Source organism: Streptomyces sp. NBC_01433 (assembly GCF_026340105.1).
In the GTDB taxonomy this organism is placed as follows: Bacteria; Actinomycetota; Actinomycetes; order Streptomycetales; family Streptomycetaceae; genus Streptomyces.
The window spans coordinates 154,415-173,051 of sequence record NZ_JAPEPM010000006.1 but is presented as its reverse complement, the minus strand read 5'-3'; the positions used below and the strand labels follow the sequence as shown (position 1 = coordinate 173,051).

Sequence of the window (18,637 nt, the reverse complement as noted above, 5' to 3'; positions counted from 1 at the left end):
TCACGCGCAGCACTCCAGCCCTGCCGCCGAGTCCCGTGGTGGCTCCCGGGGTCCGGCAGGTCGGGCCAGGGTGGGAGGTCCTGCTCATGTCCGAACCACTCGGCCGGCTCGTGACCCGCGCCCTCGCGGGGAGACCGGCGAAGGTCGCTGCTCTGGGCTGGGTCTTCGCGCACGCCGGCCAGTGGGGGATTTTCCTGCCCGAGAAGTCCGACGATCCCGCCTGGCCGCCGGACACGACCTACCTCGCGGCAGGCGGGAGCGTCACGCTCCCGCCGTTCAACCGGCGATCGCCCGAGCACGACGGTGCCTTCGGGTGGGTGAGTCTGGACGGCTCCCCGCTCAGCCGAACCCTGCTGCTCCACCCCGTCGTCACCGCTCTCGCCACCGACTTCCCCTGCCACGCCTCTCCCGTTCTGGAGCCCCGCCCATGACCGCCGCCTGCCTGACCGCCTCACCGGCCGACACCGCCGCGCCCGACGCCGACCACCCCGATCGCGACGAACTCGTTCCGCTCGCGGAAGCACTCGACGTTCAGGTGGCCGAAGTCCCCGGCACCGCAGACGCGTTCGAGCACTTCTTCGGCGATCTGTGACCGCACGCCCCCGAACCATCCCCCTACCGCCGACCGACCAGCAAGAAGACTGAGGCGACATGAGCTCCCGATCCGCTTTCCGCGCCCAGCGCGGCATCATGGTGCGCTCCGTACTCCTCCCCGCCCTTCCGATCCCGCCAGCGCCGGACCTGACCCGGCGTACCCCTGCCGAAGCGGATTCCTGGCGGCGCTGGCTGCTCGAAACCTGGAGGATCCCGCAGATCGCGGTCGCCGTCCGGTATGCGAGCCCCGACCTCGCCCGCGACCTCGACGACCTCGCGACGCGGCCGGACGACACGGAAGGGCTGGGGCCGCTCGTGCTGACCCTGCTCAGCTACGTCCTGCGCCTGTCCTACCGGGTCACGCCGTTCGGGTTGTTCGCCGGAGTCGCCGAGGGCCGGTTCGGCGCCGGGGCCGACGTGCGGTGGGGTGAGGACCATCAGAGCCTCACCCGCGCGAACGGGGAATGGCTTGCCGCGGTGGTGCAACAGCTCGAATCGCACCCGCAGGTTCGGCGGCAGCTTCGGATCGCGGCCAACAACGCTCTTCGGTCCCGCGGGGAGCGGCTGGTCCTGCCCTGGCAGCAGCGCGCGCTCGACGCGAAGGGCACGGCCTTGCACGAAGTGGCCGTCATCCGCACCGCGGCGGTCGAGGCCGCCGTACGGATGACGGCCACTCCCCTTCCGTACCGCGACGTGGCCGGCAAGCTCGCCGCCGCGCACCCCGAACTCGGCGTGCGCGGAGCCGAGGAGCTGCTGGACCTGCTGATTGCCCGGCGAATGCTGCTGACCAGCCTCCAGCCCTCGGGCACCGACATCGACGGGCTCGGCCACGTGGTGCGGGAGCTAGCGCGCGCCGTCGTCGCCCCGTCCGGCCCCGCCGCGGAGCTGGTCTCGGTGCTCCCGCAGATCCACGCGCAGATCCGTGCTCTCAACCAGCGGCCTTCGTCGGCTTCGGCTTCGCAGGAGGCGGACCGCAGCCGGGGCACCGTGACGGGGTGGATGCGCCAGGTGGTCGATCAGCCTTCCCCCCTGGCCGTGGACGTCCGGATGGACGCGGACATGACGCTCCCCCGGACGGTGTCGTGGGAGGCCGAGGCGGCGGCCAGCGTGCTGGCCCGCGTCACGCCGGAACCGCACGGCACCCAGGCGTGGATCCGCTACCGCGACCGCTTCCGCACACGGTACGGCGACGGCACCCTGGTACCGCTGCTGGACCTGCTGGATCCGCACACCGGCCTCGGTCTGCCCGAGGACTACCACGGCACCGTGCGGGCCCCGCAGCCCCATACCGTGCGCCGCGATCAACTGCTGGTGGCCCTCGCCCAGCGCGCCGTCGCCCAGGATGAGGACCTCGTCCTCGACGAGGCCCTCATCAAGCAGCTCGCCGGTGACCGGGAGGCCGCGGCCGAGAATGCACCCGCCCATGTGGAGCTGGCCGGCTCCATCCACGCCCCGAGCGTACGGGCGCTAAACGCCGGCGAGTTCTGCTTCCAGGTGCGCCGGGTCGGCCGCGGCTGGGGGCACTTCAGCGGCGGCCGTCTCGCCGCTGCGCTCGCCGGACAGGACGCGCCCAGCGAACTGCTGGGAATGCTGGCCCGCCGGCCGACCACCGTGCACGGGGCACTGCCCGTGCAGCTGTCGTTCCCCGCGCTGCTGCCGCAGGCGATCCACATCACGCACGCGCCGCGCCTGGTCGCGCCGCTCATCTCCCTGTCGGAGTTCCGCGAGGGGGACCCCGATGTCATCGCGCCCGACGACCTCGCGGTGATCTGCGACCAGGAGCGACTGCACCTGGTCTCCCTGTCGCGCGGCAAAGTCCTCGAAGCCGCGATCCCGCACCCGCTCCAGCTCGAATGCCAGACCCCGGCCGTCGCCCGCTTCCTCGACGAGATGCAGCGCGGCCAGAGCCGTCGGCTCATCGGCAGCATCGGCGACCTGTCCGCCTGGGACTGGGGTGCCGCCCGGCACCTGGCGGTCCGCCCCCGGGTCCGCACCGGACGCACCATCCTCAGCCCGGCCACCTGGCGCCTCGCCCACACCAGCCTGCCCGGACCGGGCGCGCCCGTCGAGGAGTGGGAGAAGTCCTTCGCCGCGCTACGCGCGCAGTGGCGACTCCCCCGCCACGTCTACCTGGAGCACTTCGACACACCGCTGCGCCTGGACCTGGGACACCCCGCCCACCGCATGCTGCTGCGCTCGCACCTGGAGCGGCCCCGTTCCGTGGGACAGCTCACGCTCATCGAGGCCGAGCCGCAGGACGCCTACGACTGGTGCGGCGGCCGGCCCCACGAGATCGTCACCTACCTCTCCTCCACCGCACCGCGCCGTCCCGCACCGGCCGTACGGGAAGCCCCGCTGACCGGACGCGCCCAGGCCCACCTACCCGGCGCCTCGGCGTACCTCTCCGCCCGGCTGTCCTGCCAGCCGCAGGTCCGCCACGCCCTGCTCGTCGACCACCTGCCCCAACTCGTCGCCGAACTCCCCGGCTCGATCTGGTGGATCACCCCCCGCGACGAGGACGAGCACCCCCACACCGAACTGACCATCCGCCTCGGTGACCCCTCGAAGGCGGCCGACGCCATGCGCACGCTCGGGGTATGGGCCAGCCACCTGGTCGACACCGGAGTCATCAGCGACATCGCCCTGGTCCCGTACCGGCCGCACGTCGGCCTGTGGGGCAATCGGCAGACGCGGAGGGCGGCGGAAGTGGTCTGGGCGGCCGACTCCGCCGTCCTCGCCCACCAGCACGCCCACCCGAGCACCTTGGCCCCTCAGCCGGTACTCGCGGCTGCAAACCTCGTGGCCATCGTGGCCGGACTCCACCAGGACGTCACGGACGGCATGCGCTGGCTGGCCGCTCAGCCCAAGCCGCGCTCCGCCGACGGCCTCCCCAGGGCGCTGTCGCAGCAGGCGCGCGAACTCATCTTCCCGGGCGACTGGGCCGGACTGCGCCATGCCCCCGCGGGCCGTGTCCTCCTCCAACAGCCCTGGGCACCACGGCACGCGGCCCTAGACGCGCTGCGCACCGCACTCAAGGGGGCGCCGCACGTCGACATGGACGCCGTCCTGCACGCGCTGTTGGCCACGCACCTCCGCCTCGCCGGCGAAACCCCCGACGGCACCGCCTGGCGCCTGGCCCGATCCGTCGCCCTGGCCCGCACACGGCCACGCCGCCAGACGACCTGACCGACCGCACCCCCGTACACGAGCCGCACCACGCCTAAATCGGATGGATATACCACTTATGTCTCAGCGTATCGAGGACTACGCCCTCATCGGCGACCTCCACACCGCCGTCCTGATCAGTAAGACCGGCTCCCTGGACTGGGGCTGCTTCCCGCGCTTCGACTCCTCCGCCGCGTTCGCCGCGATCCTGGGGAACGAGACGCACGGCTCGTGGCAGCTCGGCCCGCTCGGCGACGGGGGAATGCCCGCTCCGGCGACCCACCGCCGTTACGTCGGCGACACGCTGGTCCTGGAGTCGACCTGGGTCACGACGAACGGCACGCTGCGCATCACGGACTTCATGCCGCCCTCCGAGCACCAGGCCCATACCCCACACGTCGTACGTGTTGTCGATGCCGTCAGCGGAAGGGTGGCCGTCCGCTCCCGCCTGCACCCGCGGTTCGACTACGGCCTCGTTCGCCCCCGGATCGTGCCTGTCGGCAAGCGCCACGTGCTGGTCGCCGGCCCGGACGCCCTGTGGCTCGACACGACGGCGCCCACCGCCGTGGTCGACGGCGTCCTTTGCTCAGACTTCACCGTGTCCGAGGGCGACCGGATCACCTTCACCCTCACCTACCGCGACTCCCACCAGGCGCCCCCCGCCGTCATCTCCCCCGAGACAGCACTGGCCAGGACGCTCGCCTACTGGGAGCAGTGGGCGGCCCAGTGCACCTACCGCGGCACGTACCGCGAGGCGGTGATCCGCTCCCTCATCACCCTCAAGGCCCTGACGTACGCCCCCACCGGGGGGATCGTCGCGGCCCCGACGACGTCCCTGCCCGAGGACATCGGCGGATCCCGGAACTGGGACTACCGCTACTGCTGGCTGAGGGACGCAGCCATCACCCTCTCCTCGCTGCTGCGCACCGGCTACCGGGAGGAGGCCCGCGACTGGGCCGCGTGGCTGCTGCGCGCCGTTGCGGGAGACCCCTCCACGCTGCAGATCATGTATGGGATCACCGGCAAGCGGCGCCTGCCGGAATCCGAACTGGCCCACCTGCCGGGCCACTTGGATTCTCGGCCCGTGCGCATCGGGAACGAGGCCGCACACCAGCTCCAGCTGGACGTGTACGGCGAGGTCACCGAGACGCTCGACCGGGCCCGTCAGGCAGGCCTCGGGGTGGACGAGACGGCCGCCGATCTCCAGATCGCCCTGGTCGGATGGCTGGAGGCGCACTGGCACGAGCCGGACGAGGGGATCTGGGAGGTCCGCGGACCGCGCCGGCATTTCGTGCACTCCAAGGTGATGGCGTGGGTCGCCGTCGACCGCACCGTCAAGCTGATCGAGTCCGGAGCGGCGGACGGCCCGCTGGAGCGGTGGCGCGTACTGCGCGACACCATCCACCAGGACGTCTGCGAGAAGGGCTACGACCCCGAGCGGAACACCTTCACACAGTCGTACGGCTCGAAGGAGCTCGACGCCTCGCTGCTGCTGATCCCGCAGATGGGCTTCCTTTCGCCCAAGGACGAGCGCGTGGTCGGCACGATCGAGGCGATCCAGCGCGAGCTGTCAACGGAGGACGGCTTCATCCTCCGTTACCCCACCGAGGGCGACAAGGCGGGCGTGGACGGCCTGAAGGGCGACGAAGGGGCCTTCCTCGCGTGCTCGTTCTGGCTCGCCGACGACCTGGCCATGATCGGCAAGGTCGACGAGGCCCGCCAGCTCTTCGAGAAGCTGCTCGACCTCCGCAACGACGTCGGGCTCCTCGCCGAGGAGTGGAACTCACACCTCCAGCAGCAGGTCGGCAACTTTCCGCAGGCCTTCAGCCATGTCCCCCTGGTCGACACGGCCATCGGACTGGAGGGTGCCTCGGCCACCGGGCCCTCGCCCCGTCACGGCCGCGCCTGCACCCTGAATCCCGCGGGGAGGGACCTGTGACAACTTCGAGCGATCTCACCCTGCGCATCTCGGTGGCGGTGGCAGACCTCCTCCTCGTTTTGCGTGTTCATCTTCCGGGGTTCGGCGCCACCGGGCCGTTCGCCGCATTCCACGACACCTCCTCGGAACGGGTCCGCCAGGTACCTGGGCGGGGCACCCTGACGGCTGCCGGGGGCGCGGTATGAAGGCCGCGCTGGAACCTTCACGCCCTGACAGCGCCGATCAGCGGCTGGCTGTGCTGCGACGCGCACAGTTGGAGACGGCTCTTCGCGGAATCCAGGGGGAGAAGCGGTTCGGTCTCTACGTCCTCGTCACCCCCCGGCAGGATCCCGCTCCTCGCCTCGCTGCCGCGCAGGCCCTCGCGGCGCGGCAGGGGTGGACCGTCGCGCTCCGCACCTTCGACGTCACGGGGCCGTCCGACCCGGCTACGCGGCCGCAGCTCGCCCGACTGCTCGCCGCAGCCCGGCGCCAGGAGATCCACGGCATCCTCACCGCCTCCCGAGTCGACATCAGCGACGACAACCGGGAGTACGCGGCGATGCTCGACCAGATCCGGGCTCTGGGCGGCGGGCTCGCCCTCGCCCGCGAGGAGACCGTCCTGTGACGCCACCGAGAACGCACGGAGCGCCGATGCCGACGCAGGCCCTGAAGCCGAACCCGCCCTCTAGCCGCCTCGACCTCCCCTTCGTCGAGACGGGGAAGAAGCTCACCGGCACCGCGCGAGCCGACTTCGCGACGAAGGTCGTGGCCGCCTACCGCACCGCAGAGCGCAGGGTCACGATCCGCGAGATCTGCGAGGCCACGAACCGCTCCTACGGCGCTATCCACTCCCTCCTGAGCGAGGCCGGGGCCACCAGGCGCGGGCGCCGCACCGGCGCCGCAGGACAGGTGCAATCGTGAACGACCCCCGCCCGCCTGCACCGGGCTATCCCACTCTCGCCGAGGATCTGCTGGGCCGCCAGCTACGCGGCAGGGACTACTGGCGCACGCCGGGCGCCGAACGTCTCGCCATGACGCCGGACGCGCTCGCGGCCCTCGACCGGACCCAGCACGACAACACCGCCGGGCTGAAGCGGATCGTCGAACGGCTAGGACGGTGGCCGGGCCGTAGCGCCGTGGGCGCGGACGCTTGCCAGGCCGCCGTGGACATCGCGGTGCACAGCGACCATGACTCGGCGTTCCAGTGGACGCTGCTGAGCCTGCTCCAGAAGGCCGTGGACATCGGCGACGCCACCAGCGCCCAGCACGCCCACCTGCACGATCGCTGTCTCGTCAACGCCGGGCAGGTCCAGTTGTACGGCACCCAGCACTCGTACCACCCTGACGGTCTCCTGGAACCGCACCCGATCGCCGACCCCGCGCAGCTCGACACCCGCCGGGCCGGCGTGGGCCTGCCGCCGTTCGCCGAGCAGGCCCGCCGTCTGCGCGAGCGGCACGGGCCGGGCGCCTCCATATCCGCTGCCGCCGAGGACGAATCCGCCCCCGTGGCCGAATGACACGCGGCATGACCGCCACCCTCGTCCACTCCTACCAGTCCTGCGACGCACCGCGCCCAACTCCCACGGTGCGACCACGCAGGCTGCCGCCACATACCGCACCTCGAAGATCGTACGAAGAGGAATCCGTGCCCAGCCCAGTCATCGATCACACCGTCAGCAGCGGGCCACAGCTGTGGCCGCACCAGCAGGAGCTGGTCTCCGCAGCTGCCCGCACACTCGCCACCGAGCCCCGGACCACAGGCGTGATGGCGTGCGGTCTCGGCAAGACGCGAGCCGCCTGCGAAGTCGCGTACCTCGTCGCTGCCGACGACCGAGTGTTGATCGTCGCGCCCACCATCGACCTGGTCGGTCAGATCCTTCGCGACTGGAGGGACTACCGAGGTGCTGCCCATCTTGGCCGCGTCGTCGCCGTGTGCTCCGACGACAGTGTCCTCCTGGACCGCGACGGCCAACCGTTGGTGTCTCAGCCGACGATGGTGACCACCGATCCACAGCAGCTCACAGACTTCACCAAGGGCCCCGGCCGGGTGACCGTGGCCTGCACCTATCAGAGCTTGCCTACACTGGCCGCAGCCCATGCTGACCACGGGCTCCCGCCCTGGCGCATGATGATCATCGACGAAGCACACCGCAGTGCTGGAGCCGTCGGAAAGACCTGGGGCATCGTCCACAACGACGTCGCCCTGCCGGCCGAACGCCGCCTGTATCTGACCGCGACCCCGCTGATCACCGGCGAAACCGCCATCAGTATGGACGACCGGAAGATCTACGGGCCCATCTGCAAGAGCATCCCGTTTTCCCGCGGCATCGAGCTGGGCATGCTCGCCGACTACCGCCTCATCGTCGCCGTGGCCACCAGCCGCGAGGTACGGGCGCTCGCTGAGGAAGAGACCCACTTTCGCGTCGGGCGGTCCGCGGTGTCCGCCGCCATGCTGGCCCGGCAGATCGCGGTCCTGCGCGCGGCGCGTGAACACGACATCAGGAACCTGATCACTTTCCACCACCGTGTCACCGACGCCCGGTGGTTCGCCTCGACGCTCCCGGCCGTCGCAGGCCTCCTCGACCCGGACGAACGCCCTGCCGGACCTCTCTGGGCCGGCCACGTCCACGGCGGCCAGTCGGGCCGTGAACGGCGCGAGGTCCTGGAACGGCTCCGTACCCGCGATAGCGGTCTCACGGTGGTCTCCAACGCGCGGGTCCTTACCGAGGGGGTCGACGCGCCGGACGTCGATGGGGTCGCCTTCCTCGATCCCCGCGAGTCGGTCATCGACATCATCCAGGGTCTCGGACGCGCGATGCGCACCGGAGGCCGCACCGACAAGGTCGCGTCCGTGATCGTCCCGCTTCTCCTCGATGACGGCGACGACCCCGAGGAGGCCCTGCTGGGAACGAAATTCGGGCCGGTCCTGCGGGTCTCGCAGGCTCTCCGGGCCACCGATGACACCCTCGGCAGACGGCTCGACAGCGCGCGCTGGGCCCTGGGCGCCCGTGACAACAGCAGTTTGGACCTCGACAGGCGGGACGACTCCGATCCGCACGGAGTCCTCCCCGACTGGCTGAGTATCAGCGGGATTCCCGTGCCACCGGACTTCGCCCGGGCCATCTCCGTACGGATCGTCCGGTCCGCCAGCAGCGGCTGGGCGGAGGGAACCGCTGCCTGCGCCGCCTACCTCAATGCGCACGGCGACCTGGAGCCTCCCCGCGGCTGGACAACTGCGGAGGGACTTCCTCTCTACAGCTGGCTCGAACACCAGAAGGCCCGCCATCGCGACGGCCGGATGACGCCGCAGGAGACCGCTGAACTCGAACGGCTCGGCATCGTCTGGAACAAGAACGACCGCGTCTGGGGACAATTCCTCGCTGACCTCATCACGTTCCGCGAAGAGCACGGACACCTCGACGTTCCCCAGAAACACGAGACACCGGACGGCCGGCCCCTCGGAGTCCAGGTGACCACCCGGCGAACGAACTGGGAGGAACTGGGCGCCGAGCGTCAAGCCGAGCTCCTCGAACTCGGCTTCATCCGCGACCGGATCGAACACTACTGGGCCCAAGGCTTCACGGCCTGGCTCGAGTTCAAGAAGGAACACGGTCACCCTGTCGTCCCGCGCGCCCACACCACCGCCAGCGGAGTGAATCTCGGCCAATGGCGCATCACGCAGCTCCAGAAACTCAGGGCCGGCGACCTGCCGCCAGAACGCGCCAACCGCATCACGGCAAACCAACTCCACCTCAACGGCCGCGAGTTGCACGAACTGCGGCATATACAGGCACTTAGGGACTATCGCCAAGCACACGGACACACAGAGGTTCCCTACGACCACGTCACAACCGACGGGCTGACGCTCGGGAGCTGGCTGGGCAACCAGAGAAGAAACCTGCGCAACAACACCATCAGCGCAGACCTGGCCCGGGAATTCTCCCAGCTTGGCGTACGAGCCGTAGTCCGCAAACTGCCACGACGCGGCTGATACCGAAAACGACACCCCCGGCCCCGATCGAGCCGCACGACGCAGAGCCGCAACCGAAGCCCAGTAGCCGAGCCGAACGCGTCGCAGCCCGAGGCGACAAGCAGAGCCCCGCCGGCTCCTCCGACCGATCCCACCGCACCGAAAGGGAACCCCTTGAGCAGCACCTTCAACTGGCCGAAGCCCGGCACGCGAACGAGCGGAGAGGCCCGGGCCAGGGGCATCAACGAGTACCGGACGCTGTACAGCGGCCACGTCTCGATCCGGACCCTCGCAAAGATGTCCGGACGCTCGTACGGCTACGTGCACGCGTGCCTGGTCGAGGGCGGCGTGAAGCTCAGCCCTCAGGGCGGCAACCACCGTTCCCCTCTTCGCCAGACCGACCCGGGAACGCCCTAGCACACCCCGGCCAGGCGGCACTGGCGTCATCTCCTCGCGGATGTTGCACGTCGGCTGGAATCCCCTGACCTTCGCGGGGCGCCAGGCAGAGTTGGTGATTCTTACACCGTCTCCCATACCGCCTTCTTTGCTTGGCCGACAAATTCTCCCTCGCATAGATAAACCCTAGTTGCCCATATCTTCAGGAATAGCAGAACGTGAACGTGATGACTGATTCACCCGACAGACCAGCCGCACATAAGTTCGTTTTACGCCCGGGTGCACCCAGCCTTCCCGGCGTGCGGCTGGATGCCCGCTGGCGGGTTCCCGTCTACATGGGTCGGCGCCTCCCCAAGGCCCTGGCTCCCTACGCGGCATCCGTATTCTCGTGGGAGTGGATGATCCAGGACGTCTTGAACGGGCGGATGCCACCTCCTGTGGTTGCGCGGGAGCGTCCGCCCCTTCGGGAGTACCAGCACGAACCGGTGAAGCTGATCCAGAATGCCCACGCGTCCCAGGCGCCGGGTTTCCTTCTTGCGTATCCGACGGGTTCGGGCAAAACCGCAATGTGTATATGCGCCACGCATGACCTGCCCGACGTACGTAGGGTGCTGGTGGTCACCAAACTGGATGTCGTCCCGGCTTGGCGGAGAGCGATCAGTTATTTCGGCAGTGGCGGGAAACGCTGGGTGGTGATCAACCCGGAGCAGCTGTGGAGGCTGTTCTTCCACCCGCTGCGGCCCCTCAATTCGTTGCCGGTGGACAAGGCCGCTGAGTTCGCGGCCCAGGGCGGGATCCTCCATTTCCCGTTCGATGTGGTGATCGTCGATGAGTCGCACATGCTTGCCTCTCCCGCCTCGTTGCGGTCCAGGACCGTTCAGCGGCTGCTCCTGCCTGAGCACGGCACCAACCGCCGGCCATGGTTTCTACGTGCCTCGGCGTCCCCCTTCTCCAACCCAGGAGAAACCGCCTATCTGGACGATTTGCTGGCCCACGCTGCCGGCGTGGATGCGCCGGGCGCGCTGAGCCGGGCCGGCTACCAGGAGTGGCTGAGCAGCCTCGGCTTCACCCTGAACACCGACCACACCCGCCGGTGGTTCCACGACCTGAACGGCGACGACGTGAACAAGCTCAACCATCTGTTGTTCTCCAGAGGGGTCGGAACAACGGCGACTGCCGAGGAACTGGGTCTGCCGTCCATGACACGTGAGCTGCGCCCGGTTGAACTCTCTCCTGATGACCAGGTCCAGTACGAGTCCGCGTGGAGCGAGTTCAGGGCCCAGTACGGCCTCGAGGCCGTCGACGACGTACTCGACAGCACGTCGGAGGCCCTGCGCCGCGTGCAGAAGGCATCGCTGCTCAAAGCCCCGAAGGTGGCACAGATCGTTGCGGGCCTCGTAGAGGAGGGCTATCAGGTTGTGGTTCCCGCCTGGTACCTCGACAGTGTGTCCGCGATCGCGCGCCTGACTGCGGCGGCTTTGAAGGCGAGGGGGCTGCCGGACCGGGTGGTGGAGATCACGGGCGCCGACCGACACCTGCGGGAGCGTAAACGGCAGTTGTTCCAGGCAGGCCATGCCCTGGTCGCGGTCACCAACTCGCTGGAAGGCGTGAACTTCCACGCGGGCGAGCGTGGTGGGGCGGGCAATGGGCGTGACGCCACGCAGAGCCCTCGTGCCTGCGTGATCGCCGACGTTCTGACCGGTGGCCGACGCATCTTGCAAGCCGAGGGGCGCACGCACCGCGACGGGCAGCGGTCTCAGACCGTCTATGTGTTCGCGGAGAACACCCTGGAGGAGGAGTGGCTGGCGCGGGTGCTACGGGCCGCAGCCGGAACGCAGGCTCTGGTCCAGTCGCCTCGGGATGCCCAGGATCTGATGGATCTGGCCGCACAGCTGACCGGCGCCGTTGACGGGAGGCCAGGCCAGTGAAGGGCGTATCTACGGCTGTCCGGCCCTCGGCCAGCTTGGCCGTGTTGCCGTTCATCGACGTGGTGTACCCGTCAGGGCAGCTGGCGTTGCTGTCGCTGGCTGGGGTCCTGGAGGAGGCGGAGCGGGTCCGGCTCGCCACGACCGACCCGCTGCTGTGGGCCGCGACGGCCCGGCTGCTGACTGCGGTCGCGTACACGGCAGGGTGCGGACCTTTGGGGCAGGAGGAGTACGCGCAGCGAATCCGTGACGGCATCGATCTGACCGCAGCCAAGTGCTGGGTCGATGATCACGCGGACGACCTGGACATCTTTCATCCGGTGAAGCCCCTGTTCCAGGACGGATCCCTGCACGCGGCAGCCGCCACTCTGCCCGACGCCGGCATCGAGGTGCTGTATCTGGACTTCACTGCAGCGATCCGCCGTCCGTTGCTGTCCGACCACCGGCACCTTCACACCTCCGTGCCCGTGTCTGCCGCGCACGCCGCCGGGTTGCTGCTGGTCCAGCAGATGTGGTGCCCAGGCGGCCGAATATCCGCACGCGAGGCTGTCTACGGAAAGGGTTGTAATCACGGGCGCCGTTCGTTCGCGTCCGGTGGGCTTGTCATCCAGCCGGACGGAACCGTGGCGCAGATGCTTGCGTGGCGGCTGATGCCGCTGCCCAAGGCCGCGCTGGGCAATGCCCGTTGGACCTATCGTCCCCGCCCCGAGCCTTCGACGGCACGAGACATGGCTGAAGAGATCCCGGACGGGGAGACGGACGCGCTGACCTGGCAGCCCCGGCGGGTTCTGCTGCTGCCACAGGCTGACGGCACGGTGGCCCGTGCGATGTTCGCTCAGGGCTGGACGGGCGGCAGGCAAGTCGACCCGGTGACCGGGAATCCAGGCTGCCGGGACCTCCTGACCACGCCTTCAGGGAGCCGTTTGCCGGCGGACGTGGTGACCAGCGAGGAGGACATCGCTCCCCTCGTACACAGCTGGTGGACCGCTCCCCCTTCCAGTTGGGCCCACACCGCACGCAAGACCGCCGATACTGCTGGATTCGCACCCCCGGATGTCCGTGTCACCGGGGCGACCTCCCATTACAAGAAGATCGACTGCACACGGCACGTCTTCCTGCCCGGCACTCTGCTTGCCAATCCCAGAGGAAAGGACGCGGCGGCCTGCGTCCTCGAAGCCCGCAGCCGAAGCACTACCGCCGCGCCCGGCATCGGCTCCGTCCGTCTCCTGGAAGAAGAATTCATGCGCGCGACCGACGAGGAACGAACCCGCCTGCTCGACCGCACATACGAACCCGTCTGCGGCCCTGATCCCGAACCTGACCTCGACGAGACTCTGTTCACCACGGCCGACACACCGCCCGAGGCCAGGCACGACGAAGCAGATCCCGACCCAGTCGGCATCCTGATTCGGAAGCTGGGCGGCTGGGCACTGAGCCCGCACACCCGTGGCCTCATGACCAACCTGGCCTCCTGGGCTGCCGCTCCCTCGGTGACCAACCCGGCCTGTTCACCGGTCACTCGGCTGCTGCCCGACGACCTGCACCAGCCAGGCATGATGACCGCCGCCCTCTTCGCTGTTCACCGCAAAACATCCCAGGCCGGCAGCAGCCCATACGGGAAGGCCCCGCTGGCGCGGCTGATGCGCGCCTTCGGCACCGGCTACGACCGCGGCCCACTGCATCAGCCGACCCGCGCCGCCATGACGGTGATCCTCCGCGCGCGGCGGACAGAGGACCTCCTGCCCCTTCTCCTGCGCCAGATCCGCTACGCCGCCACCCAGGGGCTGACCCCTAACTGGGGAAGCCTCATGCACGACCTCGCCCACTGGGGCCCCGCCACCCAAGAACGCTGGCAGCAGCAGTTCTACACCCGCACTGCCCTGCCCGCCCACGACCGGCAGACCACCACGACCGTGGAAGGGCAGGACGCCGCGTGACGATCCGGGCCACCGACATCACCCCTCTGCCCATACCGGCCCAGGGAGCACCCACCGACATCACCAGCAGCCCCGGGCCCTTCGTGGTGGTGCACTCACTGACCACCGTGGCCGGCGTGAACCTCAACCGGGACATGAGCGACCTGCCCAAGACCCACTGGTACGGCGGGACCGAGCGGATACGGCTCTCCTCCCAGTCCCTGGTCCGAGCCGCCCGCCAGTACATGCGGACCGACGGCAGCCAGCACACCCCCCACGCGATGTCCACGTGGTCCCTTCCCAGCATGGTGGCCAGGCACCTGGAGACGGATCACGGTGTCGATCCCGCCGACGCGGGCCCCGCCGCAGCTCTCGTCGCTGCCGCAACCGGCCTGATCGTCAGTCCGGCCGCTCCCGGCCGGACCAAGGCCGCGGCCTACGTGCCCGAGGACAGCGCGCAGCGGCTCGGCCGGATTCTGATCTCGCACTGGGACGAACTCTCCGAGGCGCGTGACCTAGTGGAGGAGCAGATCGCCGAGGCGCTTCAACCGGCCGGGCAAGGCGCGGCTGCCCGAAAGACGCCGACGCGTCCCATCTCGGCAGCCGGCCTGCCCAGCGGCATGGTCACAGCTGCCCAGGCCGCGCTGGAGCCCGGCACCGTGGAGGAAATCGCCGTGTTCGGCCGCATGCTCGTCGGCCTCCCTCGAGGCGAGGTCATCTCTGCCGCTCACGTCGCCCACGCCCTGGGCGTCGACCCGCTCCACCTGATCACCGACGACTTCACAGGGGGCGACGACTATCAGGACGGCGGCGTGTTCGCCAACACCGGCATGCTCGGCAGCCAGTACCTGGTATCGGGGACCTTCTACCGGCAGGCAGCGCTGGACCGGCGCCAGCTTCGTCGGACGCTCGCGCGGTCCGGGCAGCCGGAAGATGAAGTGGAAGCTCTTGCCCAGAGCGCCGAACGCCGTTGGACACGAGCGATCGTTCACAGCCTCCCCTCGGCCAAACGCTCCCGGACCGGCTCCCCGCCCCGCCCCACGCTGGCCGTGATCGCCACCACCGACGAAGCGCTGACCGCCGCACCGGCCTTCGAAGACGTCATCCACGAGCAGCCCGCAGGCCCTCACGCTGCGGCCCGCCTGGCCAACCATCTCTTCAGCCTCGGCCTGCGCGGTGGAACAGCCCTGTGGCAGTCACCGGCGGGCGCCGCACCTCCCGACCTCCCAGGCGTCCTGGCCCTGAAGGAGTACTGACATGCCCACCGTGCTGCTCCGCCTCGCCGGCCCGATGCAGTCCTACGGGACCTCCTCCCGCTGGGAAGAACGCGCCACCCGTTCACGCCCTACCAAGAGCGCGGTCATCGGTCTGGTCGCCAACGCGCTCGGGCTCAGCGCCGACACCTCACTGGACACCCTCACCGGCATGACCTTCGCTGTTCGTGGCGACCGTCCCGGCCGGCAGATGCGCGACGAGCAGACCGCCGGCGGCGGTCACTTCCCCCCAGCCGATCCGCACAGTCCGAACCCGGAGCCGGACTACGGCGCCCCACGCAATCCCACCCTGACACCCCAAGGAACGCTCCAGGCGAACCGGTGGAAAGACGGCCGCGACACTGTCCTCCTCACCAAGCACTACCTCGCGGACGCCGCGTTCCTCGCCGGACTCAGCACGCACGACGACCAGCTCGCCCACACCATCGACACAGCCCTGCGCCGTCCGGCCCGCCTGCTCTTCTTGGGACGCCACTGCTGCCCGCCCGCCCGGCCCGTGGCCCACGGCGTGACCCCACACGGACCGGAGCACTGGCCCAGCAAGATCCCACTGCTGCCCGAAGCCACCACTGCCCAGCCCACCGTGTGGACCGAAGTACCTCCCATGACCGGCGCGTTGCCCAGCGCCGAGAACCCCGTCAGCTTCACCGCACGCAGCCACACCACCCTGTTCCTGCATGCCTCGACAGTCACACCTCCCACTCCGGAGCCCTGGACATGAACCCCCTCACAACCACCCGGTTCACCACCGTCCGGTCCGCGCTGACCCTCTCCCCCGCGGAGCAGGCCGCGGGCGACGACATACACCAGCTGCACGCACTGGTCCTTGCCGGATTCAGCGCCCCGAATGAGGCCCTGCCCCGCCCCCGAGGCGTTCTGTTCGCCGCGCACCGCGGGGCACCCCAGCAGGACCGACGCACACGACTCCTTGCCGCACAGCCCGAGCGGATTCTTGTCCAAGCACCGACCGTGCCCCGCTGGGAGCCCCTTCTGGCTTCAGGGCGCCTCATCAAGGCCGAGACCTTTCCGGTTGAACACGCCTTCTCTGCTGGAGACATCATCGATATCCAGGTGACCGCCAGCCCGGTCATGCGCAGCTTTCGCACTCGAAAGCGCGTCAGTCTGACAGCCCCCGACGACGCATCCCGCTGGCTGCAGCGCCAACTGGCCCACGGCGGGCTGGAGACGACACTCGATCACATCCGTCCCGGTCAAGGCATCCACGTCACCGGTACACGCGCCCGGTCAGGTGACCGGATCACAGTGGTCTACCGGAACATGACCGCGCGCTGTCGTGTACTTGCCCCAGGTACCCTCAAACAGACCATGGCCCAAGGCCTGGGACCGGCAAAGGCCTACGGATGTGGCCTCCTCCGCGTCAGGCACGTCCCATAAGCCACAACACCCCTCTCCAGCACCTGTATCATTGAGCCGCGCTGGTCTATCCCTCCTCACGGCAGTGAGGCTGAACCATTTCCCGCGAAGACTTTCGCCGGCTACTACCCATATCCCCACATCGGTGGGGCTGCAGAAGCCAAGCAGGGTATGGTCGGCGGCCTTCGCAACCTGGATTCCGGCGCAACGGGTACTGATGCCGTGAGCGCCGCGCTCGCCAGTCTGCGCCGCCTCAATCTCGTTGATCGCGCCGGCGAAATCCTCGACGCGACCGTGTGACTACCCGCCTCCGGTGACAGGTGCGCCTGCTCGCATCAGATACGTCACTGCGATACGTGCGGCAAGCACTCATCCTCCAGACGGCCTTCCGAGCCTCCAGTCACGAAAGACTTCCTAAACACCGCTCGCAGACGGTTGCGTATGCGATGCGGCAAGGACTCATATGCCCCGGTCGTACCGCCAGCCGCCCCGCGCCAGGCCAGGAAGCCGCGCGCATACCTCCGTCTGCACGGCAGCTCCTCACCACGGTCCGTCTGGTGGCAACGCTGCCGGGAAGCAGGGGCCCGTGTGCACCGTGTTGGGAAGCCTTCAAGCCCTTGCTCGGATCAGGCCGCTATGCGGCTGTTCCGTCTGTCCGGATGGGGGCCGGCAGGGTGCGCAGACGCTCGGTGAGTTCGGGTGCCAGGCTGGTCGAGGTGATGAGCAGGCGTTCGAGGCGTGCGAGGCGGCTTCGGGCGGTGGCCCTAAGCCGCGCGGGAGGGATGAGGTTGAGGATGTCCAGTGCGCGTCCGACTGCCTGCTCGGGTGCGTCGCGGGCTTCGGCGAGGGCGAGTACAAGGGTTGCTGCCACCCATCCTGGGGTGTGTTCGGGGGCTGCCGCGATGGAGGTGCGGGCGACCTCGGCTGCACGGTCGTAGCGTTCCAGGGTCAGGTGGGCCTCGGCGACATGCAGGCGATGCTCGGCGCGGTCGTACCCGAAGCGGCCAGGCAGTTCGACGGCGGTCTGCATGATCTCGTCGCTCTCACTGACGGCGTCGTCTGCCTGGCTGGCATGGCCGAGTGCGGCAAGGGTGGGCAAGAGGGCCCAGCCCAGGAGCTGGGCGCGGCGCAGGCCCGGTGGGGCGTGCTGGAGACCGTGCTCGGCGTGGCCGCGTGCGTGGTCCCAGTCGCAGCGGGCCGTGGCGACCATGGACAGAGCTCCACTGGACCATGCGGTGAGGGTGGCATCGCCAGTGGATTCGCCGAAGGCCCCTGCCAGGGTCAGATGGGCCCGCGCCCCGGCGCGGTCGTCCAGGTGGTAGGCCAGGTTCCCGAGAAGCGCCGAGAGCCAGCCGACCTGCCGGCGAAGGCCGCGGGCGGTCTTCTGGTCGGCGGTGGCCACCACGGCCGACAACAGGCTGCGGGTCGCGCGGACTTCCTCGTGAAGGATCGCCGGCGCGTGCTTGCTGTAGTGGAGCGCGTAGTGCTCCACGGCCGCCTCGGCCACGGCCACGAGGGAGGCGGAGCCCTCGGGCGCGTCCAGGACGCCCCACTGGACGGATTCTCGGATGGCGGGCAGCCCGCTCGCGGTCGTCATGGCTTCCTCTCGGCTGGTGCTCGGTTCCTCGTGCTGCCGCTGACCGTAGTGGAGCGGCAGCGGGGCCGCGCACGTACTGCACCACAGGCCGCGCGTCTCAAGGCCGAGCTGCTCGGGGCGGGCCCCGTAGGCCCTGGAGATCATGATGCGGTACTCGGTGCCGGGCTCTGCCTGCTCGTGCTCGTACCGGCACAGCAGGGCCTGCGTCAGCCCCGGCGGCAGCAGGCCGTCCGCCCGGTAGACGGCGGCGACCTCGCGGACCGCCTGGGGCCGGGACCAGCCGAGGGCCAGGCGCCACGCTTCCAGCGCCGTGAGTTCCGGCAGTGCCGACCGAAGAGTGGTGACGATCCGCTCCTGGGTGTGCCCGTTCCTCTGGCACTGGGCACGGATCCGGGATGCCTCCCGCTGGATCTCCGCACGCCTGCCTCGGGTGACTCCCACCGCTGTCCGCCTTCCCCTGTCTCCGCCCAGTTCTTGGCGCCCTTGGCCCATCCTCGTCGGTGGGGAC

Annotated in this window: 17 protein-coding genes; 16 read left to right on the top strand and 1 reads right to left on the bottom strand. The window is 69.5% G+C overall.

Features of this window, described 5'->3' with window-relative positions; translation table 11 throughout:
• Positions 1-86 precede the first annotated feature (86 nt).
• The 16 genes from OG413_RS44305 to OG413_RS44230 all read left to right on the top strand — a co-directional run bounded on the left by OG413_RS44305 (position 87) and on the right by OG413_RS44230 (position 16,832).
• Positions 87-431: a hypothetical protein gene (locus OG413_RS44305; RefSeq protein WP_266815695.1), complete on the top strand. Its 345-nt coding sequence runs from the start codon at positions 87-89 to the stop codon at positions 429-431.
• Complete coding sequence (locus OG413_RS44300) at positions 428-592, top strand: hypothetical protein (protein WP_266815694.1); 165 nt, start codon at positions 428-430, stop codon at positions 590-592. Before OG413_RS44305 ends, OG413_RS44300 begins: the two co-directional genes overlap by 4 nt.
• 59 nt (positions 593-651) lie before the next feature.
• Positions 652-3,780: a lantibiotic dehydratase gene (locus OG413_RS44295; RefSeq protein ID WP_266815693.1), complete on the top strand. Its 3,129-nt coding sequence runs from the start codon at positions 652-654 to the stop codon at positions 3,778-3,780.
• Positions 3,781-3,838: 58 nt separating this feature from the next.
• A complete protein-coding gene (locus OG413_RS44290; RefSeq protein WP_266815692.1) occupies positions 3,839-5,698 on the top strand; it encodes a glycoside hydrolase family 15 protein in 1,860 nt (619 codons plus the stop codon).
• Entirely contained in the window at positions 5,695-5,883 is a 189-nt protein-coding gene (locus OG413_RS44285; protein ID WP_266815691.1) for a hypothetical protein, read from the top strand. The genes OG413_RS44290 and OG413_RS44285 overlap by 4 nt, the downstream gene beginning before the upstream one ends.
• Complete coding sequence (locus OG413_RS44280; protein WP_266815690.1) at positions 5,880-6,302, top strand: hypothetical protein; 423 nt, start codon at positions 5,880-5,882, stop codon at positions 6,300-6,302. The genes OG413_RS44285 and OG413_RS44280 overlap by 4 nt, the downstream gene beginning before the upstream one ends.
• Positions 6,303-6,328: 26 nt before the next feature.
• Positions 6,329-6,598 carry a helix-turn-helix domain-containing protein gene (locus OG413_RS44275; protein WP_266815689.1) on the top strand — a complete coding sequence of 90 codons (270 nt, stop codon included), beginning with the start codon at positions 6,329-6,331 and terminating at the stop codon, positions 6,596-6,598.
• Positions 6,595-7,194, top strand: a complete 600-nt coding sequence (locus OG413_RS44270) for a DUF6624 domain-containing protein (RefSeq protein WP_266815688.1) — start codon at positions 6,595-6,597, stop codon at positions 7,192-7,194. The genes OG413_RS44275 and OG413_RS44270 overlap by 4 nt, the downstream gene beginning before the upstream one ends.
• A 128-nt stretch (positions 7,195-7,322) precedes the next feature.
• Positions 7,323-9,668 carry a DEAD/DEAH box helicase gene (locus OG413_RS44265; RefSeq protein WP_266815687.1) on the top strand — a complete coding sequence of 782 codons (2,346 nt, stop codon included), beginning with the start codon at positions 7,323-7,325 and terminating at the stop codon, positions 9,666-9,668.
• A gap of 153 nt (positions 9,669-9,821) precedes the next feature.
• Positions 9,822-10,064, top strand: a complete 243-nt coding sequence (locus tag OG413_RS44260; RefSeq protein ID WP_266815686.1) for a helix-turn-helix domain-containing protein — start codon at positions 9,822-9,824, stop codon at positions 10,062-10,064.
• 206 nt (positions 10,065-10,270) lie between these two features.
• Complete coding sequence (locus OG413_RS44255) at positions 10,271-11,971, top strand: DEAD/DEAH box helicase family protein (protein ID WP_266815844.1); 1,701 nt, start codon at positions 10,271-10,273, stop codon at positions 11,969-11,971.
• 44 nt (positions 11,972-12,015) lie between these two features.
• Positions 12,016-13,905, top strand: a complete 1,890-nt coding sequence (gene casB / locus OG413_RS44250) for a type I-E CRISPR-associated protein Cse2/CasB (protein ID WP_266815685.1) — start codon at positions 12,016-12,018, stop codon at positions 13,903-13,905.
• Positions 13,902-15,140 carry a type I-E CRISPR-associated protein Cas7/Cse4/CasC gene (locus OG413_RS44245; RefSeq protein WP_266815684.1) on the top strand — a complete coding sequence of 413 codons (1,239 nt, stop codon included), beginning with the start codon at positions 13,902-13,904 and terminating at the stop codon, positions 15,138-15,140. Before casB ends, OG413_RS44245 begins: the two co-directional genes overlap by 4 nt.
• 1 nt (position 15,141) lies before the next feature.
• Positions 15,142-15,879, top strand: coding sequence for a type I-E CRISPR-associated protein Cas5/CasD (cas5e, locus tag OG413_RS44240; RefSeq protein WP_266815683.1), 738 nt, complete (start codon positions 15,142-15,144; stop codon positions 15,877-15,879).
• Complete coding sequence (locus tag OG413_RS44235) at positions 15,876-16,553, top strand: type I-E CRISPR-associated protein Cas6/Cse3/CasE (RefSeq protein WP_266815682.1); 678 nt, start codon at positions 15,876-15,878, stop codon at positions 16,551-16,553. Before cas5e ends, OG413_RS44235 begins: the two co-directional genes overlap by 4 nt.
• A 150-nt stretch (positions 16,554-16,703) precedes the next feature.
• Positions 16,704-16,832, top strand: a complete 129-nt coding sequence (locus OG413_RS44230) for a hypothetical protein (protein WP_266815681.1) — start codon at positions 16,704-16,706, stop codon at positions 16,830-16,832.
• A gap of 334 nt (positions 16,833-17,166) precedes the next feature.
• Here OG413_RS44230 and OG413_RS44225 read toward each other — a convergent pair whose 3' ends face one another.
• Positions 17,167-18,570, bottom strand: coding sequence for a Twin-arginine translocation pathway signal (locus OG413_RS44225; RefSeq protein WP_266815680.1), 1,404 nt, complete (start codon positions 18,568-18,570; stop codon positions 17,167-17,169).
• Between the last annotated feature and the right edge of the window lie 67 nt (positions 18,571-18,637).